Below are 21,844 nucleotides of genomic sequence, written 5' to 3'. Positions count from 1 at the left end.
AGTCCCCATGTCATCCAACACGTCCACACCCAATCCGGTCGAGAACCCGACACAGACCGAACCCGACTCGGCGCTCGCGGTCGCTCGCCGCCAACTCCGTCGTGCCTCGGCGTTCGTCGATATCGACCCGAACGTCGTCGAACGACTCGAAGACCCCTCCGCCGTCCACGAGGTAACGGTCCCCATCGAGCGCGACGACGGCACCGTCGAGACCTACACCGGCTATCGCGCCCAGCACAACAGCGTCCGCGGCCCGCACAAGGGCGGCCTCCGATACCACCCCGACGTCTCCCGTGAGGAGAGCATCGGCCTCTCGATGTGGATGACCTGGAAATGCGCCGTCATGGACCTCCCCTTCGGCGGCGCGAAAGGCGGCATCGTCGTCGACCCCAAGGACCTCTCGACCGACGAGAAGGAACGGCTTACCCGCCGCTTCACCGAGGAACTCCGGGACGTCATCGGCCCGAACACCGACATACCCGCGCCCGACATGGGCACCGACGCCCAGACGATGGCGTGGATTATGGACGCCTACTCGATGCAGGAAGGCGAAACCCAGCCCGGCGTCGTCACCGGAAAACCCCCCGTCGTCGGCGGGAGTTACGGCCGCGACGAGGCCCCCGGACGGAGCGTCGCCATCGCCACCCGGCAGGCGCTGGATTACTACGACAAACCCCTCGACGAGACGACCGTCGCCGTCCAGGGCTTCGGTAGTGTCGGCGCCAACGCCGCCCGCCTGCTGGACGACTGGGGCGCCGACGTCGTCGCCGTCAGCGACGTCAACGGCGCCGTCTACGACCCCGAGGGTCTCGACATCGAGACCATCCCGACCCACGAGGAGGAACCCGAGGCCGTCACGAAGCAGGACGGCGAAATCATCACCAACGACGAACTGCTCGAACTCGACGTGGACGTGCTGGCGCCCTGTGCCATCGGGAACGTCATCACCGAGGACAACGTCGACGACATCAACGCCGACCTCATCGTCGAGGGCGCCAACGGCCCGACGACCTTCGCTGCCGACACGGTTCTCGCCGACCGCGGCGTCCCCGTCATCCCGGACATCCTCGCCAACGCCGGCGGTGTCACCGTCTCCTACTTCGAATGGCTGCAGGACATCAACCGCCGCTCGTGGTCGCTGGAGAAGGTCAACAGCGAACTGAACGCCGAGATGGAGAAGGCCTGGAGCGCCATCGAGGACGCCTACGAGCGCCACCCCGAGGCGACCTGGCGGGACGCCGCCTACGTCGTCGCCCTCGAACGGCTCTCGAAGGCCCACGACGCACGCGGCCTGTGGCCGTAACTCGGCCGGTCTGAACAACGCCTCTGTTCTGTTTCATTTATAAAGAACCGGACTTGTCGAAACCCTCGGTCGGTGACAGGTTTCCAATCCTCCGTTGAGGCCCCTGACGTGGCGAGTTTTTAAGCCACTATCAGGAGAAACAACCTTGTGGCATGATACCGATTCAACAAGGGATTTCTCTCGACCCACAACAGTACGTCCCGGCACTGGTGAGTGCGGTCACGACGGTCGTGTTGTTCGTCGTCGTGTTCGTCATCATCTACCTGCTCGGGAAGTATTTCGTGACCCGAGCGGTGAAACGCAGTCTCAGGCGTCGGGACTTCGACGAGACGCTCGTCGGACTGGTGGTAAGCACGACGGTCGTCATCGTCGCCGTCGTGGCGGTGGCGCTGGCTGCGACGGTGGCCGGCTTCGGCGTGGTGCTGGCGGCGTTTGCAACCCTCGCCGGTGCGCTCGCGCTCGCGGTCGGGTTCGCCGCCCAGGACCTCATCGCCAACTTCGTCGCCGGCGTGTTCATCATTCAGGATGAACCGTTCACGGTCGGCGACTGGATCGAATGGGACGGGAACAGCGGCGTGGTCCGGGACATCCAACTGCGGGTGACGAGACTGGATACGTTCGACAACCAACTGGTCACCGTTCCGAACAGCGACCTCGCCAGTGCAGCGGTCATCAATAACGTAGAGCACGATCAACGCCGGGTGTCGGTCGACTTCGGAATCGGGTACGGCGACGACATCGATCAGGCCCGGGATGCCATCATCGACGAGGGGGCACAGATCGACGGCGTTCTCGAGGAGCCGTCACCCACCGCGCCCGTCACGGGACTCGGTGACTCGGCTGTCGTACTCCAGGGGCGAATCTGGATCGGCCCGACAGAGAGTAGCTACGGGGCGATACGCGCACAATTCCTCGAAGCGGTCAAGCAGCGCTTCGATAGCGAAGGAATCGACATGCCGTATCCCAATACGGAACTCTCGGGGGGGATAGAAATCGCGAGCGACGGAGAGGTCGAGGGGGTTTCGGGCGACTGAAACGGGCAACTCGTGATTTGCTGAATACTCTCGAATAGTTCAGCCGAGTCGAAGAAGCACGCGTGACATCCGCCGAGCGTGCAAAAAGCGGGCTACGGGTGGGTTTCAGTCGTCGGCCAAGACGGGCGTTTCCTCGTTCGCGACCAGCCGGTCCAGCGCGTCGATCATCGCGCGCACGGAGGCGGTGGTGATGTCGGAGTCGGAGGCGGCGACGGTGACCGAGCGGTCGCCGCGGGACATCTCGACTTCGACGGTGACGACGGCATCGGTGCCGCCGGTAATCGCGTCGACGTGGTAGGATTCCAGTTGCGCGTTCGCGGCGGAACCGAGCGCGGACCGGACCGCGGCGATGGCGGCGTCGACGGGGCCGGAACCGGTCCCGGAGGCGACGCGTTCCTGCCCGTCGACTTCGAGGCGGACCGAGGCGGTCGGCGTCCCGCTGCCGGAGGCGGCAGTGAGGTCGAGCAACTCGACGCGGCGGTCGCGTTCGCGGCCCTGGACCTCCTCGGCGATGGTCAGGAGGTCGGCGTCGGTGACGCGCTTGCCGCGGTCGCCCAGTTCCTTGACCCGAGAGACGACCTCGCTCAGTTCGTCGTCGCTGACCTCGACGCCGTGTTCCTTGAGTCCGGCCTTGACGCCGGCACGGCCGGCGTGTTTCCCGAGGACGAGGCGGCGTTCGCGGCCCACCTTCTCGGGCGGGTAGGGCTCGTACATGGCATCGTCCTTGAGCGTGCCATCGGTGTGGATGCCGGATTCGTGGGTGAAGGCGTTCTCGCCGATGACAGCCTTGTTGGGCGGGAGCGGGACGCCCGTCGCCGAGGAGACGAGTTGCCCGAGTTCGTAGAGCATCTCGGTTTTGACGGTCTCGACGCCGTAGCCGTGGTCCAAGGCGATGGCGACTTCCTCGATAGCGACGTTGCCGGCGCGCTCGCCGATGCCGTTGATGGTGCCGTGGACGAGGTCGGCGCCGGCAGCGAGGCCGGCGAGCGTGTTCGTCACGGCGAGGCCGAGGTCGTCGTGGGTGTGCATCGACGTCGGGCCGAGTTTCGAGAGGCGGTCGTAAATCTCGAACATCCGGTCGGGCGTGGCGTGGCCGACGGTGTCGGGCGCACAGACGCGGTCGGCGCCCGAATCGATAGCCGCGCCCATGAGTTCCTCCAGGAAGTCGAGGTCCGCACGGGAACCGTCCTCGCCCAATACCTCGACCCAGAGGCCGTGGTCCTTGGCGTATTCGACGAGGTCGACAGTCGTGGCGACGACCTCCTCGTGAGTGGTGTCGAGTTTCTCCTCGACGTGGCGGTCGCTGGCGGGGACGACGAGATTGACGCCGTCGACGCCGCAGTCGAGCGCGAGGTCGATATCGTTGCGGACCCCGCGGGCGAAACTCGTCACGCGCGCATCGAGGTCGAGGTCGGTGACGCGGGAGATGGTCTCCCGTTCGCCGGGACCGGTGCAGGCGCTGCCGGCCTCGATGACCGAGACGTTGGCCTCGTCGAGCGCGTGGGCGATCTCCGCCTTCTCGTCGGGCGACAGGGAGATACCGGGGGCCTGTTCGCCGTCGCGGAGCGTTGTGTCTAAGAACTGTACCTCACAATCTGAGAGAGCCATCGCTGTGGGATGGTCCTCGAATAAGCGGGTCACGGTAGAATCAACCTGTGTGTTAGACGAGCGGTCGAATTTCTCGACCAGCCGCCTTGCGGCGACTTACTCTATCCTCTGCCGGGTTGGAGTTCGGCATGGCTGTACCTCCCACAATGTGGTGGGTATTGATTAAGTTGCGGGTTGCCGCAGGTTTGGCATACGAACCGCTCAACTGCGGTCGTAGCCCTCAACGCGGACTGTATCACCGGTTTCGACGCCATCGGCTGCGCCGGCCGGCATTTCGATGACCATGTCGGCCCGCGCACGGCCGTGGCCCGTCCACGCCGAGAGCCGTTTCACCTGCTGGACCTCGCCGTCGACCAGCCACAGCGCGTCGATATCGAAGGGGACACAGACCATGTGGAGGCCTCGCTTGCTGGCCCGCGAAAAGGGAAACACCAGCGCGTAGTCGTCGGGAACCGACCGCCGGAACATCAGGCCGAGGCCCTGTGAGAGCAGCCCATCGGCGAGTTCGACGTCGCTGGCCAGCGTCCGTTCCTCGCCGTCCGCCTCGTGTACGACGCGCACGTTGCCTGCTGGACCGGCAGCGAATAAAAACCCATCCCGAGCGCAAGGGTTGAAATCCCGCGACGCCTCACGCCCGGTATGGAGAAGACACCGCAGGGGACGTCGGTGGGCGTCGACGACCCCTACGAGGTAATCGAGCGGTGCGATTACCTCACCGACGACGGCCGGTGTCGCTACGCGGCCGAACACGGCCACCACGACCCCGAATTCGCCCGCGAGCGCCACGAGGACGATTTGCGGTGTCCGGCCGCTGACCCCGAAGGCGAGTGGGACTGGAGCGACTGCCCGCATTTCCGTGCCCGCCAGCGCGCCAAGGAGTGCATCCGCTGTGGCATCGCGGAGCGCCGAATCGCCCACGACGACGACCGCCCGCTGCTGGAGGAGCATCACCTCGAATACCCCGACGACGACCGGCGGGAGTTGGCCCACGAGATTACGGTGTATCTCTGCCGGTGGTGTCACGCGAAGATTCACAACTCGTGGGCGCGCATCGACGACGACGCGTCGCCGGACCCCGAGGCCATCGCCGCGGCGGAGGGCCGACGGTCGAAGGAACACGAGGAGTTGTCCTTCGAGACGGCCGCCGAGCGGTTCGACGGTGAGGATACCGACGAAACGGCGGGCGAATAGCCAGCGAAACCCGAGGGAGGACCGCTGTCGAAGACGCAGGTGTGTTGATTCGGCTGAACCCGGGGCCGGCGTTCCCACCTTCTGCCGGAAAGCACTTACCCGATATCGTGGTAAAGAGCCTCATGGCGTGTCCGAGGCGCCGACGCCTGCTTGGCGCTATTGCGACGTCACTCGCGATTGCGGGCTGTGTCGACAGGCAGGGTCACAATCCGATACTCCGTTTTCGCAACCCGGTCCCCGAACCCGCCGAAGTTCGCCTCACGATACACCGAGAGTTCGTCGGCGAGGGAACCGAGGAACTCGTCTTCGACGATACTGTTTCAGTCGACGCTTCGGATACGAGGAATCTCGAGGTTTTTACGGCAGAGGAAGACCAGTACCGTGTGCGCGTCGAACGAGACAGCCACTCCGTCGAGTTTCCGACCCGGCCAATCTGTGATTCGGCTTTGACGGTCGTGACGCTTCGGTCATCGGGCCTGATTGAGTACCAGGTCGAGTTCTGTGAGGGAAGTCCCCGCAGCGGTACCTCACGGTCCTCGTAGCGACGGTCGGTCCAGTCGTGTCGAACGGGGGTGCGTCCCCGGTGGCGATTCTTATTTGCGCCTCCGGGTCGAAACATGATTCGTGCAGGAGTACCAGCGCAAGCAACTTCTCGAACGCGTCGACCGCGAGAGTTCGACGGTCGGCGTCGACATCCCCGAGCGCATCGACGTGCAGGGCGAGGAGGTGGAACTACAGGAGTTCGTCTTCGAAATCAAGCGCCGCGAGACGGTGCCACCCGGCGAGCGCGACCGGGTCGAACAGGCCAAGAAGAACCTCCGACGGGAGCGCCTCGAACGCCGTCAGAAAATCGAAGACGGCGACGTTTCCTTCGAGGAAGGCGAGGAAATCGCCGAGGGCATCATCGGTATCGACCGGGCGCTCGAAGCGCTCGAGAACCTGGGCCACGAGGACGTTCAGGCCGAAGCCGACAGGCAGGAGACGATGGACCAGAAGCGGTGGATGAACTTCCTGAAGCAGGCGCTGGGTCACGACGACGACGGACCGCAGGTTCGCGGCCCCTAACAGACCATGAGCAGGAACGCCGAAGTCGCGGCCGAACTCGAAGCGATGGCCGACCATCTGGAGGCACGGGACGTCGATTACAAGCCGAACATCTACCGACGGGCGGCCGACAGCATCCGCGGCCACACCGTCGCCGTCGAGACCCTCTACGAGGACGGCGGCGAAGACGCACTCAAGGAAATCGAGGACGTGGGCGACGCCATCGCCTCGAAGACCGCGGAGTTCATCGAAACCGGCCACATCGAGGAGCTGGAGGAACTCCGCGAGGAGTTGCCCGTCGAGATGGGCGCCCTCACGGCAGTCGAAGGCGTCGGCCCGAAGACGGTCAAATCCCTCCACGACGCCTTGGGAATCGAGACGCTGGACGACCTCGAAGAAGCCGCCGAAGCCGGTAATATTCAGGAAATCAAGGGTTTCGGCCCCAAGACCGAGCAAAACATCCTCGAAAACATCCCCTTTGCCCGGGAGTCACAGGCCCGGAGCCTGCTCGGCGAGGCCCGGCCCGTCGCCGACTGCGTCGAGGAGTTCGTGGCCGGCATCGACGCCGTCGAGCGCGCGAAGGTCGGTGGCTCCATCCGTCGGTGGCGGCCGACCATCGGCGACGTCGACGTACTGGCCGCAAGCGAAAACGACGAGGCGGTCATCGACGCCTTCGAGAACTGGGACGAAGCCGACGAGGTCATCGAGGCCGGCACGAACAAGGCCAGCGTCCGCTCGAACGGTCTTCGCGTCGACTTGCGGGTCGTCGTTCCTGAGGAGTTCGGCGCCGCCCTCCAGTACTTCACGGGCAGCAAGGATCACAACATCGCGGTCCGCAACCGGGCCATCGACATGGACCGGAAGGTCAACGAGTACGGTGTCTTCGACATTTCTGACGTCGATGACCCCGATGCCGGCCAGCGCGTCGGCGAGCGCGTCGCCGGCGAGACCGAAGAGGACGTCTACGCCGCCCTCGATATGGCGTGGATTCCGCCCGAACTCCGCGAGAACCGCGGTGAAGTTGCGGCCGCCGCCGAGGGCGAGTTGCCTGACCTCCTGACGACCGAGGACGTCAACGGTGACCTCCACTTCCACACGAACTACTCGGACGGCGACGAGTCCATCGAGCGGATGGTCGAAGCGGCCGCCGAGTTCGGCCACGACTACGTCTCAATCGCGGACCACGCCACCGGCCCCGGGATGGTCGGCGGCGTCGGCCTCTCCGACGAGGAACTGCTCGACCAGATTGCGGAGGTTCGCGCCGTCGCCGACGAGGCCGACATCGAGGTGTTCGCGGGCGTCGAAGCCAACATCGACGAGGACGGCGGTATCTCGGTCGGCGACGACGCGCTCGATGCCCTCGACTGCGTCGTCGCCTCCCCGCACAGCGCCCTCGATGGCGACGGTACCGACCGCCTCATCACCGCCATCGAACACCCCGAGGTCGACATCATCGGCCATCCAACGGGCCGCAAACTCAACCAGCGGCCCGGCCACGACATCGATATCGACCGGGTTGCCGACGCGGCCGCCGACAACGGAACCGCCCTCGAAATCAACTCCGACCCGCATCGCCTCGACCTCCGGTCGAGTAACGTCAAGGCTGCAATCGAAGCGGGTGCGACAATCAGCATCAACACCGACGCCCACCGCCCCGGCGCCTTCGATTACATCCGCTTCGGCGTCCACACCGCCCGCCGCGGCTGGTGTGAACCCGACGACGTGCTCAACTGCCGGGACGCCGACGGCCTCCGGGACTTCCTCGGACTGTGACTGGGCGACTTTTCCACGTGCATAGCTCAACCGACTTTCCATTCCCTGGTGGAATGGAAGGGCGAGTGCGCTGCGGGAAGACGGCCGACGCAAGCACGCCGACCGGAGGGAGGCGCGCGCAGCGAGGCCCTCGACCGCAGCGCACGAGGGCTTCCGAGATGGTGGCTGTCCTGCCGGGAATAAGATTTCGGAGATGACGACCGAAAAAGAACCCGATGAAAACGACACCACCTCCGTTCGACCCGAAACGGACGCCTTCGTCCTCGACGTGATGCTCGGCAAACTCGCGGTCCACCTCCGACTCGCCGGCTACGATACGGCCTACGCAGGCGACAGGGACATCGAGGCCGACGACCGAATTCTCGAACTGGCCGACGCCGAAGACCGCATCCTCCTCACTCGGGACGTGGAGTTAGCCGAACGGGCCGACGACTCGATTCTGCTCACGAAACGCGACGTCGAATCACAGTTGGTGGAACTCCGGGAAGCAGGCGTCAAACTGGAAGCCGACGAGGAGCCGTCACGCTGTGGGCGGTGTAACGGCCGACTCGATGCGGTTCCCGAAGACGCCGACACTCCCGAGTACGCGCCGGACCCCGCCGACACCGACTGCTGGTGCTGTCGGGATTGTGGACAGGTGTTCTGGAAAGGCAGCCACTACGAGCGGATGAAGAAGGCGCTCGATTAGGATTGGGTGTTCGGCGTCCACTCGTCGCAGGCTTCCATGTCGTCCATGGCCTCGCCGTGGTACCCACAGTAGGGCACCATGCCTTCGTCGGTCCGAACGTAGCGGAAGTGCCCGCAGTTGCCGCAGTAGCGGTCGTCGGGCGAGGGGGCGCCGGTCGGGCCCTCGTCGAGGAACTCGGCGTCGTCGGTCGTCGCGCCGCCGTCGGTGACGCTCAGGTCGTCGCCGAACCCGGAGTCAGGCTGTGAGCGGGATTGGGACCGCGAGCGGGCCTGCGCGTCGTTTTCGGGTGCGTTCGAGGCCGAACGGGAGCGGCCCGTCGTTCGGTCCGATTCCGTCCCCGTCGTTTCCTTGTCGCGGTTGGTCTGTGTCTCGACGTCGCCGTCAGGCGTGCTGCCGAGGAGGCCGATACCGCCGAGTTTGCCGCGAAGGTCGTCGTTGGAGACTTCGACCACCTTCGTTTCCCCCTCCTTCGTGATTTCGAGTTTGACGGTGCCGCCGGGGTCGTTGCGAGCCTTGAAACTCGCGACCGATGCGAAGAGGCTCCAACTGGTGATGATGGCACCGGTGAAGTAGACCGCGGCGACGGCAAGCGTCATCGAGGTGTTGCCGGAGCCGCCGACCCAGTCGACAGGGTAGGCGGCGTTGAACAGGACGACCCCAACGAGACAGACGAGGCCGCCCGCCGCGGCGCCGACTCTAACGTGGCGTTCGGCCCGCGGCAGGACGATTATCGTACCGAGCAGCAGCGCTGGAAGCCCGAGGCCGCCCAGGACCCCCGCGTAGTTCCGTGCCTCGAACAACCCGAGGCCGAGCGATTGGGACAGTTCGGTGGCTGCGATGACGATGCCCGCAACGAGCAGTACCGCGCCGACCCCAAACAGCGCGACACCGGCATACAGCCGCCGGAGGCTGGCCCCGTTTCCTCCCTCATAGACCTCCGTGAGGCTAGCCATAGGGTTTCGTTCCGTCTCAACACACAAAACACTACGTCAGACGCGCGCAAGACGGCGGGCGGTTTTCCCCCCGTTCGGCCCGCGCGAGGCCGATTCGTCGATACCGAATACGGCGACCGCTCACTCGCGTTCGGCGTCTGCAGCTAATCGCCGGAGGCGCTCGATACGCGCGTCGGTCGACGGATGAGTACGGAACGGGCCGGTCGCGCCCTCCCGCTCGGAGGGCGGCAGGATGTCGATGGCCGTAACCGAATCCTCCCACTCCCGGAGGTCGGTCTCCGGCGTCCGACGTTCCTCGTCGAGGCGCTGGAGGGCGCTCGCCAGTGCCGACGGCGACCCGGTGAGGGTGGCCGCGGCAGTATCGGCGCTCAACTCCCGACCGCGAGAGAAGACGGCGACGCCCAGTTGGCCGAACCACTTCAGGCCGCCGAACATCCGGTTCCACAGCCAGTCGCCGACGTCGTAGTCGTCGGGGTTCTGGTCGATCCAGTCGTCGGCCGCCAGCACCGGCGCCAAGGCAGCGCCCATGATACGACTGTCCTGATTCGCGAGGTGGCTCACCTCGTGGGCCAACACCGCTTCCAGTTCCGCCTCGTCGAGGGTGTTGATGAGTCCGCCGGAGACGACCACGACGGCGTTCGTGCCGGTTCCGATAGTAAAGGACTCCGGCCGCTCGGTCTCGGCGATTCGCACCTCCGGCGGCGGCACGTCCGCGAGTTGGGCGAGGCGGTGGGTAGTCCGCTCGACCTCGGGGGCGATGTCTTTGGCCAGTACGGTTTCATGGAGCAGGTTCTCCCGAAGGTCGCCGATTTCGTGGCGCACCTCGCCGATGGTACCAGCGATGGCCAGCACCGCCCCCACGAGGAAGACGACGAGCAGGCCGTCCAGTGCCGTCAGGGCCATCGAGAGCGCGACGGCGATAGCGACGATACCCTCGATGACGAGGAGATAGAGACTCCCGAGCGCGACGACCAAAAGGCCCGCTGACACCGCGTCGGTCGGCGGCAGAAGCGTGTCGGCGCTCGTATATGGACTAATGTGCTCCCAGCCGTAGACGATGCCGACGAGAACGAGCAGGGCAAGCGGTGCCATCACCGTCGACGGGGCCGGCGTCACCGCCGAAACCCGCGGCATCGTGAGGACGAACTCGTAGATGCGGAAGAGCCACCCCCAGACGATGAAGCCGAAGATGGCCCCGAAGACGCTGATGATGAGGCTCAAAACCAGCGTCAGTACCCCGAGAATACAGAGGGCGAAGGCGGTCCGAAAGAGGAGCGAAACCCGGAGGCGGAGACCCAACGTCACGGCAGACACCCCGTTCGGATCGATAGTGAAACTTTCTCCGAGTTCGAGCGCCGATAAGCGGCGCCTCAGTCGTCGATGCTGCCCGATTCATCGTCCATCTCGCGAATCGCTCGCTCGGCGGCGTCGAGGGCGACGTCGGCGTCGAAGGCCTCGATAATCGCGTCGAGTTCCTCGTCGCTGGCATCGGCCAACTCGCGGGCGTGGTCGGTGATGTTCGGGACCGCGCGAATCAGGTTATCGATGATGGGAACGGCCGCCGATTTGGCCGACCGGGACATCGGATTGAGGTCGACGACGAGTTCGGTCTTGCCCATCTCGGCGAGGGCCTCGGCGCGGTCGCCGTCCTCCAGCGGGACGAGGACGACGTCGGCGCTGCCGATGCCGTCGGCGTCGACCTTCGCGCGCTCGTGGTCGAGGCCGGGAATCCGGCCGTCCGCGGTGAGGCCCTTGACCCCCTCGGCACCGTGTTCACGGAGGTGGGCGGCGATTTTCTCCATGCGCTCGCGGGTGCGGTTGAAGAGGTTGACTTCGAGGTCCGCGCCCGTTGCCTCGGCGAGGTCGACCATCTCGCTGGGCGCCAGCGCGGCGACGTTTCCGTTGATGGAGAGGACGGCGTGGTCGGCCCGCAGGAGGTGGGCAGCCGCCGCTCGCTCCGCCTCGTCGGCGCTCGGAATCGTCTCCTCGCCGAGCAGGTAATCGAAGGCCTCGCCGCGACCCTGTGCGATGAGTCCCTGTCGGGAGGTGATACCGAGGTCGACCCCCTCCTCGATGCGGTGTCGCGTGATGAGCGACTCATAGCGGGGATGTGACTCCGGAATCTCCGCGTCAGTCATGGCTGGAGTTCCGCGACGGCATAATAAAAGGCTCCCGTTCCCTCGCGTCCGTCGTGGCCATGCGCCACGTCGTGACTCTCGGCAAAGCACCGTGTTCGGCCGCAGGCATATCCCCGATGAGGCCCTAATCTCAGTATGGTCAACCAGTTCATCGACGGCGAGTGGGTCACCGATTACGACCCGACCAACGAGGCCGGCGAGTTCGAACGGCAACCGACCAGTTTCCGTGACCACGTCGACCCCGCGGAGGCCGAAGCGGGCCGCTATCACCTCTACGTCTCGTATGCTTGTCCGTGGGCCCACCGGGCGCTCGTGACGCGGAAACTGCTCGGCCTCGAAGACGCCATCTCGGTCGACGTCGTCGACCCCTATCGCGACGACGGCGGCTGGCAGTTCACCCCCGGGAAGGAGGGGTGTACGACCGACTCCATCAACGACTTCGATTACCTCCGGGAGGTCTACGTCGAGGCCGACCCCGAGTATACGGGTCGAGTGACGGTGCCCGTTCTCTGGGACAAGCAGGAGGGGACCATCGTCAACAACGAGTCCCGCGAAATCATGCGGAACCTGACGACGGTCTTCGCGGAGTTGGGCAACGGCGCCGACCTCGCGCCTGTCGACCTGCGTGACGATATCGACGACGCCCTCGACGAGATTTACGAACCCATCAACAACGGCGTTTACCGGACCGGCTTTGCGGAGACACAGGACGCCTACGACGATGCGGTGAGCGAACTGTTCGACGCGCTGGATTACTGGGACGGCGTGTTGGCCGACCAGCGGTATCTGGTCGGCGACCGCCTCACCGAAGCCGACATCGCGATGTACACCACGCTGGTCCGCTTCGACGAGGTCTACCACACCCACTTCATGTGCAACCACAAACTCATCCGCGAGTACGACAACCTCTGGCCGTACCTGCGTGACCTCTACCAGACGGCGGGCTTCGGCGAGACGACGCACATGGACCACATCAAGGAACACTACTACACGACCCACCCCGACGTGAGCCCCAAGCGCATCATCCCGATGGGGCCTGACCCTGACTTCGAGGCGCCGCACGACCGCGACGAGTTGGCCGGCGAACCGCCGGTCTAAGCCGCCGCTTTCGGCCGTTTTCTCCGCCCTGTGCAGGACCCGCCGCATGCGTTACGCATATATGTGTGCGTGGTATACTCTCACACGCAATGCCGGACACGAAACGAGGCCGCGAACGGAAAGGGCAGAAGAAGCGGGAACAGCGCCGAGAATACGAGATCGAGCGGACGCTCGAAGCACGTGACCGCGACCTCGAATTCGAAGAACTCTACGAGGACGAGGAAATCGAACTCTGACCGGCCGTTCGCTCTTTTCCACCGTTCTCTCTTCCCCGGACCGAAATCGGCATAGCCATCGCGCCCTGAATCGCTGACAATGCAGCGCCGCCAGTACCTGCGGGCGTGTCTCGGTGGAGTCACAGTGACGGCCGCCACCGCCGGCTGTACCGACCTGTTCGAAACCCGCGAGGTCGCGTCCACACCACCCATCCTCGAGGACCGACCGGAGCGCGTCTACTTCCCGACCCACGTCGACGGGATGGAGATGGTCGGGATGGGTCGCTCGGCGAACGACGAGTACGCCGTGGCCGTGACCTACACCTTCCCCCACCGGTTCTGGCGCGTCGACGCGACCACCGAATCCGTCGAGGACGCGAACCTCCATGCCCCCGACGGCAGCGACGACGTCCACCTGATGGCGCTGGTCTGGGACCCCCAGACCCAGCGGGTCCTCCCCGAGACGGGCGTCACCATCGACATTACGAAGGACGGCGAGGCCCTCGACGAGCAGGTCATCTATCCGATGATTTCGCCGCGGATGGGCTTTCACTACGGCGCAAACTTCCGACTCGACGGCGACGGCGACTACGAGGTGACCGTCTCCGTCGGCGCGCCGAGCGTCCGCCGGACCGGCGACTACAGCGACCGCTTCGAAGAGCCCGGCAGCGCGACCGTCGACTTCCCGTTCAGCGTCGAAACACGCAACAGCCTCTCCGTCGAGCGAACGACCGACCGCGCGGGCGAGGCCGGCGTGCCTCCGGTCATGGACATGGACGTCCCGCTCGGCATTTCGCCCGACCCCGCCTCGCTTTCGGGCCAACACCACGGCACCGCCGAGAGCGGCGACGCCCGCTTCGAGGTGCTCTCCCTGGATTCGCCGCCGGCCGGCATCGACGGTGACGGCTATCTCGCCGTTCTGGCGCATACCCCGTACAACGACCTGGTGCTGCCCGCCATGGCTCTGTCGGCCACCATCCAGCGGGACGGCGAATCGGTCTTCGATGGCCGACTCGAACGGACCTTCGACAGCGAACTCGGCTATCACTTCGGCGCGGCCGTCGACGCCCAATCGGGCGACGACCTGACGCTCGCGGTCGATACGCACCCGCAGGTCTCCCGCCACGAGGGCTACGAGACCGCCTTCCTCCAGTTGCCCGACGCCATGCTCGGCCTGTAGCCGCCGCCGTTTTGACCCGCCGGCCCGTACCGACGCTCGTGTCCACGGAGTGTGTCGTCTGCGGCGCCGAAACCCCGGTCAGCGACGCCTGCCCTCACTGCGGTGCGGCCTGCTGTGCCGACCATCGGCCGCCCGAGGCCCACGACTGTCCCGGGACGGACGCCGGCGACACCTCCGGGTGGCGCCTCGACCTCGATGCCAGCGACGGGCAGTCGGCCGACCGCCCCGTCGAACCGCTCTCGTCGCTTTTCCGACCCGGACTCGGCCTCGCCGCCCTCACCGTCATTCTCGTCGTCGCGGCGCTGGCCGCCGTTGCGTGGGGTGGCCCGCTCGGTGTACCCCTGGATTCGGGCGCTGTCGAAGACCACATCGAAACACGGAGCAACGAGGAACGACTCGCCGCCGGCGTCGGCGACACCACCCACGACGAGGCGCTGGCCGCCGTTGCCCGCAACCATAGCCGCGATATGCGCGACCGCGGTTTCGTCAATCACACCAACCCTGACGGACAGGACCCAGAGGACAGGGTTCGGGAGGCCGGCCTCGATTGTCTCCCCGGCGAGAACATCTATCAGGCACCGCGCGGCGCGCTGGCCAGCTCCGAGACCGCGCTGGCCGACCACATCGTCCGGGCGTGGATGGACTCGCCGGGCCACCGCCGGACACTCCTTCAAGAAGGGTTCACCCGACAGGGCGTCGGCGTCGCTATCGGTGACGATGCCATCTACGTGACGCAGTTGTTCTGTTAAAGTCGGCCGTGGGGGGCTACGGTTCTCCGAGGACCTCGTGGCGCCGGTAGAGATAGACGGCACCGAGGACGATGTTGACGAACCAGACCAGCAGGCCGATGACCCACAGCGCCGCGTTCGGTCGCCACTGGCTTCGACTGCTGACGTATTTGATGTCGAAATACGCCGACAGCGGCAGGCCGACCCAGGCAGTGATGGTCACGAGGCCGAACAGCGAATCCAACACGCCGGGCAGTTCGACCGACGCCGTCAGCAGAACCAGCACCCAGAGACCGGTACAGATGGCGACGCCGTACCACCACGAATCCGAGACGGTCGTCTCCGTGGGGGTAGGGGAACTCCGGCGTCCCGTCGCGTTCTCGTTTCGAACGCCGCACTCCGGGCAGATCTCGGCTTCCTTCTTGATGGCGGCGCCGCAGGACGTACAGAAGACCTCGTCGGCGCCTTTCTGCCGCCCCATTACTCGCTGACGTACTGGCGCTGGAACTCCTCGTCGGTCTTGGTGAGATAGAGCAGTCCCTCGATGAACCCGACGATTGCGGGGATGAGCGTCCACGAGAAGCAGAGATAGAGGACGCCGAGGCCCGTCTCGCCGAGGTAGAACTTGTGGGCGCCGATGCCGCCGAGGAGGAGAGCGAGGATGCCCGCCGTCGTCCGGTCCTTCGAACTGCTCGGAGCGGCGGACTTCTGCCGGACGCCACACTCCGGACAGATTTCGGCTTCCTTCTTGATTATCTCCCCACAACTGGAACAGTACTGCTCGTCCGGGCCGGGAGTGTCGGTTGACTGCGCAGCCGTCCCACCTGCCGGGTCGCTGGCCGGCTCACTCGCCGGCTCGTCGAACCCGCTGCCGCGTTCCTCGTCGGTGTCGTCGCCGCTTTCGTCTCGCTCGGACATGGAATTTGCTGGCAGTCCGGGACTTATATAACTAGCCGTCGCATCACCCCGGTGGCACGTGTTCCGTCGTTACCGGGACCGCTGGACGGCGAGCAACACGCCCGCCAGAACCCCGTAGACGACGCCGATAATCGGGACGCGCATATCACCTTTCAGGAAGAACAGCAGGAGGCCGAGACCGTAGCCGTATCCGAGCAGTCCGCCGGTGACAGTCCGAACCGGATTGTAGCCGCGCCGGTCCGAAAACGACGTCAGGACCCAATCGACCAGCGCCGGGGCTGGCAGAAGCGCCACGAACGCGAGGTGAGCCAGCCACGCGGGGCCGAACGCATACGCCGCGAGGCCGGCGGCGATACCGGAATAGATGCCGGCACAGCGCGCACAGATGTGGAGTCGGCGCCCGAACACCGTCGGCGCATAACAGCGGTACCACTCCGACGGTTCGTGGTGGGCGAGGAGGTAGCGCCGCGTCTCACGGAGGCCAGCCCTGAGTTCGGCCCAGTCGACCATCGACGGCCCTTGGCAACGCGTGGGCCTCAATCTTGCCGTCCGAGTGCCCGCATTCGACCACCCCGGCACCAGCCAAGCAAGTATTAGCGAGTAGTCCTCAGACGAGGTATGCAGCAACCCACGCGGCGCGGGGTCCTCGGAAGCGGCGTGGCGGCACTTGGCGCGCTCGCCGGGTGTCTCTCCAGTTCCTACGACGAACGGCCGGTCGGCGACGGCGAGGCACCGTGGCCCGCCGACCCGACGTGGGAGCCCGCCGATGGCTCGCCAAAAGCCGCCGACATCCGTGAGGTAACGGCCGTCCAGAACCTCTCGATTCCGTGGGACCTGACCTTCGCTGGCGGTGATGCTCTCCTCACCGAGCGAACGGGCGGGCTTCGACGGTTCGACGCCGAAACGCTTCGGACCGATTCGGAACTGGCACCCTCGGATGGGGAACGCATCCTCCGCGACGCCGAACTACCGGACCGAACCGGCCCCGGCGAGGGCGGCACGCTCGGCGTGGCCGCTCATCCCGATTACCCCGACCCGCCCGTCGTTTTCGTTTATTATACGGCCGACGACGACCTTCGCAACCGGGTCGTCCGCTACGACATCTTAGCCGACGAACTGACGCCGATAGTCGACGACATCCCCGCTGCGGAATACCACAACGGCGGTCGGATTACTGTCGGCCCGGACCGACGGCTCTGGGTCTGTGCCGGCGACGCGACGGACCCGGCCCACGCACAGGACGCGACGTCGCTCGGCGGGGCCGTTCTCCGCGTCGGCCTCGATGGCGAAGCCCCCGCCGAGAACCCCGATTTCGGCGACGGCACCGATCCGCGACTCTATTCGGTGGGCCACCGGAACCCGCAGGGTATCGACTTCACACCGGACGGCGAACCCATCGTCGCCGAACACGGCCCCCAGTCCCGCGACGAGGTGTCGGCGCTCCGACCCGGCGCAAACTACGGGTGGGACGTCGCCCGCGGCGGGCCGACCGACACCCAGTACGACGCCTACGCCGACTACGAGGAGTTCACGCCGCCGCTGCTCAACACCGGGGAACTGGGAACGTGGGCGCCCTCCGGCATCGCTTTTTATAAGCAAGAGGCGATACCGGCGTGGCACAACCGCCTGTTCGTCGCCGGGCTGCGTTCGCAGACGCTGTTTTGTGTGACGCTGTCGGCCAACGGGGCGAGTCCGCCGGGCGGCAACCGCTTCGATGCCGACTGGCTGGACGACCGCTACACGGTGACGGTCCACCAGTTCTACGACGGCGAATACGGGCGATTGCGCCACGTCGAGGTCGGACCCGAGGGTGCACTCTACCTGCTCACGTCGAACCGCGACGGCCGGACGATTCAGGAGTTCCCGAAGGACGACGACGACCGCGTTATCAGAATCGAACCGCAGTAACGGGGGAACGGCTTAGTCAGCAGCGCCACCTACGACCATCGGCTCCTCGACGGTGGGTGTTTCGCCCTGCGTCGGCGTCCATTCGAGGTCTTCCTCGTAGTGGACCGGCGCGTTGTCCTGCTCGGGGTCCAGCACCGTCAACCGAATCCAGCCGTTGTCGAGCAGTTGCTGGAGTTGCTCGTGTTCGCGGAGGATGTCGTTGACCTGTTCGACCGGCGCGTGGATGACCGCCGTCAGGCGCAGGGGCTGGTGGTACGGCTGGTCGGCGTCCGCATACAGCGACTGCAGCGGGAGGCCGGTCATCAGGTCGCCACCGTTGCCCTGGTAGACGCCGACGTTTCCGACCGGGTTCTGGGTCACCTTCGAACCGCTGCCGTAGACGGCGTTGTCGACCGTCGCGAAGTAATACTGGTTGTTGATCCACTGGGTGACCACCAGCGGCCCGGTCATGATGGCTTCGAGGGCCTCGCCGTCGGGGTCGGTCGTCCAGTCGTAGGAGTGGAGGAACGCACGGCCATCGAGGTCCTCGCCTTCGGTCAACTCGCGGGGACCGATAACGAACGAAGAGTTACCGGCGAGCCCCCACTCGGGGCGCGTCTCCGCCCAGTCGGCCGCACGGCGCTGGGTGTCCCGGACGCCATCGTCCGTCTCAGCGGCCATCGAGTCGGCGCGTTCGGCCGTCGCGCCGGCCCGCGCGGTTTCGAGGTCCTCGCGCAGACTCTCGACGTCGTCCTGGTGGCTTTCGGGCACCTCGCTGTCGAAGAGGGTTATCTCGTCGGTGGTCGTGTTGTGTTCGGCCCCGAGGAATACGGTCTCCTCGGGAACCTCGATGCCGCGGTCACGGAGTTCGGCCTTGACGGCCTCGTCGTTGCAGATTGTCGTGAGCACGCGGGCGTTGGGACCACCGGGGTTGCCGGCGCAGGCCCCACAGTCCAGACTCGAATCGAACGGGTTGTTCGTCGTCTGGCTGGCGTGGCCCGTGAAGACGACGAGGCGGGCGAACTCCTCCCAGCCCATCAACTCGAAGGCGTTCTGCGCGTAGGTGACCTTCTCCTCCAGTGTCATCCCCTGCGGGAGGTCGCCGTGGTCGTGGTCGTGGTCCGCCGGCCGGTCCAGCGTCGGCGTGGCGAACTCGGGGGTGCTGGGAACGGCGCTATCGACGGCCTTCATCCCGTCGTACACCGCGGAAGGCAGCAGCGTCCGCGTCGCCATGGCCGCACCGTAAGTAGTCCCGGCGCCCTCGACGAACGTGAAGGCCGCCGCGACGTTGCTCTTGAGTGTCTTGAGGTGTTTGCGGCCGGCCGACACCAGCCGTGTCCACTGGTCGTAGACGTCGCGGCTATCGGCCTCGTTTGGGTCCGGACGGTCGGTAACGTAGTGTTCGGGGTCGACGATGGGCGGACAGGCGTCGATGCTGACGTCGGCGTCGTAGCCCTCATAGCGCATCGGAATCCCGAAAAAGCCCGCGTAGCCGTGGGTCTCGTAGGGGCCGGCGGCTTCGATGTGCCGGCGGATGATTTCCGAACGGGTGTCGATACAGAACACCAACTGGGCGGCCGGGCGGGCGTCCGCCTCCGAGGCCGATTCGTCGTCCGGTTCGGCGGTCACTTCGACGAGGCGCTCCCGGTGGCTCTTCTCCCACGCGTGCAGCCAGAGTTCGGGCAGCGGTACGTCGTCCGTGTCCTCGGACGCCGCGTCGGCACCGTCGGTGTCATCCGGTTCGATGGGTGCATCCAGCAGGTCGGCCAGCGTCAGGCGGACCGCGAGGTATTCGGTGAGCGTTATCGGATACGTCGACTGCCAGGGGTCGCCATCGCCATCGGCGCGCTGTTTGATGAAGCCCGTCCAGCCGGGCAGCGCGGCGAGGTGGTGTTCGAGAATCGTCTCCCAGCGGTCCTGCGAGTAGTCGGCGAGGACCGCTTCCAGCGCGTCTTTTGGCGTTTCGGGGAGGTCCGATGGGGACTCACAGCCGGGAATCTCGTCGTCGTACGGCGCCACCGCGCGCCAGGCCGTATAGAAGCCGTCCTCGCGGTCCGGCATCGCCCACTGGGCGTTGCCCTGGTCGAGGAAGACCGAGAGCCACTTCGAGATGACCCGGTCGACCGCATCGGTCGCGGGGTCCGTTTCGGTGTCCGACTCGGCCTCCTCCTCGGCCTCGGCCATCTCCGCCAGGAGCGCCTCGGGCTCCCTATCGATACCGTGAGCGTCCAGTTCGGCGGCCAGTATCTCGGGGTCGATGCGGCCGTCCGCCCAGGCCTGCTCGAAGACGGAAGCGTGCGGATAGCCCCGACCGCCGAAGAGCCCTTCGGCCTCGCTGACGGCCTCGTGAAACGGCTGGTCTTCGAGCCCGGACAGCGGGTTGGCCGTCACGAACGAGTGGAGCGGCCAGACGGAGCCGACGGACTGGGCTGCGTGGTCGATGCGTTCGTCGAGGGTCGTTTTATGCGTCATTGTAATCCTCCTTCTGGGTCAGCATGGTGTCCGGATTCGGCTGTGAGAGGTTCAGCAGCGCCACGTAGAGCCGCCTGCTGGAGCGATGCCAGCCGAGTTCGGTCGCCAGATACGCGACGACGAAGGCGGCGGCGACCGCGCCGTGGACGACCGTGAGTTCGGTCGGTGCCGTCGTCATCGGCACCTCCGACAGCAGCGCGGAGATGCTGTTGAACATGACGCTGTAGATGCCGATAGCCGACATGACGACGAGGGGGACGCTGACCAGTCTGAGCGGCGGCGACAGTTTCGACCGGCGGAGGATGTCCCGCGCGGCGTGCAGCGTCGTCAGGACGACCACGAGCGTCAGGACGAGGCCGGAGTCCAGATTCGTTCCTTTCCCGGTAAGCGTCATGAAGAGGACGCCGCCGCCGACTGCCGTGAGGAGACTGACCCCGAGGCCGAGAAAGCCGAGGCTGGCGCGTTTCGAGCCGGATGGGGCCGTCGGTTCGACGGTCGCGCCCGAAGAGAGGAACAGATACGCCTTGTAGAAACCGTGGAGGATGAGATGTGTGATGGCGGCCGCGAAGAAGCCGAGGCCGCATTGCAGTATCATAAAGCCCATCTGGGCGACCGTCGAGGCGCCGAGTTTGCGCTTGATATCGGGCTGGACGAGCAGGAGGGCCTGTCCCAGCAGGGCGCTGACGGCGCCGACCACGACGATGACGGACATGACCGCGAGGTCCTCGGCGAACAGCGGGGCAAAGCGCGTCAGCAGGATGCCGCCGGCGTTGACGAAGCCGGCGTGCATCAGCGCCGACGCGGGCGTGGGCGCGGTCATCGAGGAGAGCAGCCAGTTCTGGAAGGGGAACAGCGCCGACTGGAGTATCGCGGCGAGGAAAATCGCCCCGACGGCGAGAAGCGAGAAACGCGGCGGGAGGCTCTCGGCCTGCCCGAGAATCCCGGTGATGGAGGTCGTACCCGTCGTCCAGACCAGCGCCGTCAGGCCGACGGCGAGCAGACCGCTACTGGCGAGGAAATACCGGCGGGCTATCGACGCGGCGGCCTGTGCCTGCTCCCAGCCACGAACGTGGCCGATGAGCGAGGCCATCGTCAGCCCCATCACCAGCCACGCGGCGACGAACCCCAGCACGTGGTCGGCCGCCGTCATGGTCATGACCGCGAGCGTGAAGACCAGAATCCGCCCGAAGAAGCCGTCGAGGTTGCTGTCGCCGGCCATGTAGCGGCGGGAGTAGGAGTGGACGATGCCGCTGAAAAACGAGATGACGACCCACATCACCACCGTCAGGCCGTCGATGACGACGTAGCCCGGGATGCCCCACTCGTAGCCGCGCCACACCGAGAGGACGAGCATCCCGAGACAGGCGACGAAGAGCGCCCAGACACCGTACGTCGACGCTCGCGGCACGACCGACGTCGGGGAAGGTGTTTCGGGGAGTTGTACGCCGTCGTTCGAGTGTGGTTGTCCGGTCATCCTTCTGATTCGTCGTCCGTCCAGCCGTGCCCCGTTCCCGGTGCGTCGTCGGAGGCTTCGAACGGAGCGACTGGTTCTACTTCGTCTATGAACAGTCCGGTTAATATACCTACCGATACGACCAATTTGTTCTAACTATA

Annotated in this window: 22 protein-coding genes; 12 read left to right on the top strand and 10 right to left on the bottom strand. The window is 65.9% G+C overall.

Annotated elements, in window-relative coordinates:
* Positions 1-7 precede the first annotated feature (7 nt).
* Positions 8-1,303, top strand: coding sequence for a glutamate dehydrogenase GdhB (gdhB, locus tag HWV23_RS11865; protein WP_178290610.1), 1,296 nt, complete (start codon positions 8-10; stop codon positions 1,301-1,303).
* A 152-nt stretch (positions 1,304-1,455) separates the two neighbouring features.
* Positions 1,456-2,337 (top strand): mechanosensitive ion channel family protein, encoded by an 882-nt coding sequence (locus HWV23_RS11860; RefSeq protein WP_178290609.1) that lies wholly within the window; start codon positions 1,456-1,458, stop codon positions 2,335-2,337.
* Positions 2,338-2,442: 105 nt separating this feature from the next.
* Here the strand turns inward: HWV23_RS11860 and HWV23_RS11855 are convergent, their stop codons facing one another.
* Positions 2,443-3,945: a (R)-citramalate synthase gene (locus tag HWV23_RS11855; RefSeq protein ID WP_178290608.1), complete on the bottom strand. Its 1,503-nt coding sequence runs from the start codon at positions 3,943-3,945 to the stop codon at positions 2,443-2,445.
* 201 nt (positions 3,946-4,146) lie between these two features.
* Positions 4,147-4,506, bottom strand: a complete 360-nt coding sequence (locus tag HWV23_RS11850) for a DUF192 domain-containing protein (protein WP_178290607.1) — start codon at positions 4,504-4,506, stop codon at positions 4,147-4,149.
* A 78-nt stretch (positions 4,507-4,584) separates the two neighbouring features.
* On the opposite strand from HWV23_RS11850, the gene HWV23_RS11845 reads away from it, so the two are divergent.
* From HWV23_RS11845 to HWV23_RS11825, 5 genes are all read left to right on the top strand, one after another.
* Positions 4,585-5,136, top strand: coding sequence for a DUF7097 family protein (locus HWV23_RS11845; protein WP_178290606.1), 552 nt, complete (start codon positions 4,585-4,587; stop codon positions 5,134-5,136).
* Positions 5,137-5,258: 122 nt separating this feature from the next.
* Complete coding sequence (locus tag HWV23_RS11840; RefSeq protein ID WP_178290605.1) at positions 5,259-5,678, top strand: hypothetical protein; 420 nt, start codon at positions 5,259-5,261, stop codon at positions 5,676-5,678.
* Between the two features lie 82 nt (positions 5,679-5,760).
* Complete coding sequence (locus HWV23_RS11835) at positions 5,761-6,201, top strand: DUF5788 family protein (protein WP_178290604.1); 441 nt, start codon at positions 5,761-5,763, stop codon at positions 6,199-6,201.
* Between the two features lie 6 nt (positions 6,202-6,207).
* Positions 6,208-7,953: a DNA polymerase/3'-5' exonuclease PolX gene (polX, locus tag HWV23_RS11830; protein WP_178290603.1), complete on the top strand. Its 1,746-nt coding sequence runs from the start codon at positions 6,208-6,210 to the stop codon at positions 7,951-7,953.
* Positions 7,954-8,146: 193 nt separating this feature from the next.
* Entirely contained in the window at positions 8,147-8,641 is a 495-nt protein-coding gene (locus HWV23_RS11825) for a Mut7-C RNAse domain-containing protein (protein WP_178290602.1), read from the top strand.
* Here the strand turns inward: HWV23_RS11825 and HWV23_RS11820 are convergent.
* The 3 genes from HWV23_RS11820 to HWV23_RS11810 form a co-directional block, all read right to left on the bottom strand.
* Positions 8,638-9,594, bottom strand: a complete 957-nt coding sequence (locus HWV23_RS11820; protein WP_178290601.1) for a cell division protein CdpA domain-containing protein — start codon at positions 9,592-9,594, stop codon at positions 8,638-8,640. The genes HWV23_RS11825 and HWV23_RS11820 overlap by 4 nt on opposite strands.
* Positions 9,595-9,714: 120 nt before the next feature.
* Positions 9,715-10,899 carry a M48 family metallopeptidase gene (locus tag HWV23_RS11815; RefSeq protein WP_178290600.1) on the bottom strand — a complete coding sequence of 395 codons (1,185 nt, stop codon included), beginning with the start codon at positions 10,897-10,899 and terminating at the stop codon, positions 9,715-9,717.
* Positions 10,900-10,964: 65 nt separating this feature from the next.
* Positions 10,965-11,732, bottom strand: coding sequence for a 4-phosphopantoate--beta-alanine ligase (locus HWV23_RS11810; RefSeq protein ID WP_178290599.1), 768 nt, complete (start codon positions 11,730-11,732; stop codon positions 10,965-10,967).
* A gap of 135 nt (positions 11,733-11,867) precedes the next feature.
* On the opposite strand from HWV23_RS11810, the gene HWV23_RS11805 reads away from it, so the two are divergent.
* The 4 genes from HWV23_RS11805 to HWV23_RS11790 all read left to right on the top strand — a co-directional run bounded on the left by HWV23_RS11805 (position 11,868) and on the right by HWV23_RS11790 (position 14,974).
* Complete coding sequence (locus HWV23_RS11805; protein ID WP_178290598.1) at positions 11,868-12,830, top strand: glutathione S-transferase family protein; 963 nt, start codon at positions 11,868-11,870, stop codon at positions 12,828-12,830.
* Positions 12,831-12,919: 89 nt separating this feature from the next.
* The gene (locus HWV23_RS11800) at positions 12,920-13,066 is read left to right on the top strand and encodes a hypothetical protein (RefSeq protein WP_178290597.1); all 147 of its coding nucleotides are present in this window, start codon (positions 12,920-12,922) and stop codon (positions 13,064-13,066) included.
* Positions 13,067-13,145: 79 nt separating this feature from the next.
* Positions 13,146-14,225: an iron transporter gene (locus HWV23_RS11795; RefSeq protein ID WP_178290596.1), complete on the top strand. Its 1,080-nt coding sequence runs from the start codon at positions 13,146-13,148 to the stop codon at positions 14,223-14,225.
* Positions 14,226-14,263: 38 nt separating this feature from the next.
* On the top strand, positions 14,264-14,974 hold the full coding sequence (locus tag HWV23_RS11790) for a CAP domain-containing protein (protein ID WP_178290595.1): 711 nt from the start codon (positions 14,264-14,266) through the stop codon (positions 14,972-14,974).
* Positions 14,975-14,990: 16 nt separating this feature from the next.
* Here the strand turns inward: HWV23_RS11790 and HWV23_RS17085 are convergent, their stop codons facing one another.
* From HWV23_RS17085 to HWV23_RS11775, 3 genes are all read right to left on the bottom strand, one after another.
* Positions 14,991-15,434 (bottom strand): zinc ribbon domain-containing protein, encoded by a 444-nt coding sequence (locus HWV23_RS17085; RefSeq protein WP_211693243.1) that lies wholly within the window; start codon positions 15,432-15,434, stop codon positions 14,991-14,993.
* Entirely contained in the window at positions 15,434-15,871 is a 438-nt protein-coding gene (locus HWV23_RS11780) for a TM2 domain-containing protein (protein WP_178290594.1), read from the bottom strand. The genes HWV23_RS17085 and HWV23_RS11780 overlap by 1 nt, the downstream gene beginning before the upstream one ends.
* A 69-nt stretch (positions 15,872-15,940) precedes the next feature.
* On the bottom strand, positions 15,941-16,381 hold the full coding sequence (locus tag HWV23_RS11775; RefSeq protein ID WP_178290593.1) for a DUF2085 domain-containing protein: 441 nt from the start codon (positions 16,379-16,381) through the stop codon (positions 15,941-15,943).
* 108 nt (positions 16,382-16,489) lie between these two features.
* On the opposite strand from HWV23_RS11775, the gene HWV23_RS11770 reads away from it, so the two are divergent.
* On the top strand, positions 16,490-17,779 hold the full coding sequence (locus HWV23_RS11770) for a PQQ-dependent sugar dehydrogenase (protein WP_178290592.1): 1,290 nt from the start codon (positions 16,490-16,492) through the stop codon (positions 17,777-17,779).
* Between the two features lie 12 nt (positions 17,780-17,791).
* Here the strand turns inward: HWV23_RS11770 and HWV23_RS11765 are convergent, their stop codons facing one another.
* Together HWV23_RS11765 and HWV23_RS11760 are read right to left on the bottom strand one after the other, a co-directional pair.
* Positions 17,792-20,230 carry a DUF2309 domain-containing protein gene (locus tag HWV23_RS11765; RefSeq protein ID WP_178290591.1) on the bottom strand — a complete coding sequence of 813 codons (2,439 nt, stop codon included), beginning with the start codon at positions 20,228-20,230 and terminating at the stop codon, positions 17,792-17,794.
* Positions 20,220-21,704, bottom strand: a complete 1,485-nt coding sequence (locus tag HWV23_RS11760) for a proton-conducting transporter transmembrane domain-containing protein (protein WP_178290590.1) — start codon at positions 21,702-21,704, stop codon at positions 20,220-20,222. Before HWV23_RS11760 ends, HWV23_RS11765 begins: the two co-directional genes overlap by 11 nt.
* Between the last annotated feature and the right edge of the window lie 140 nt (positions 21,705-21,844).

Source organism: Natronomonas halophila (assembly GCF_013391085.1).
In the GTDB taxonomy this organism is placed as follows: Archaea; Halobacteriota; Halobacteria; order Halobacteriales; family Haloarculaceae; genus Natronomonas; species Natronomonas halophila.
Note: the sequence above shows the minus strand (reverse complement) of the source record. Positions and strands in the feature narration are given on the sequence as shown.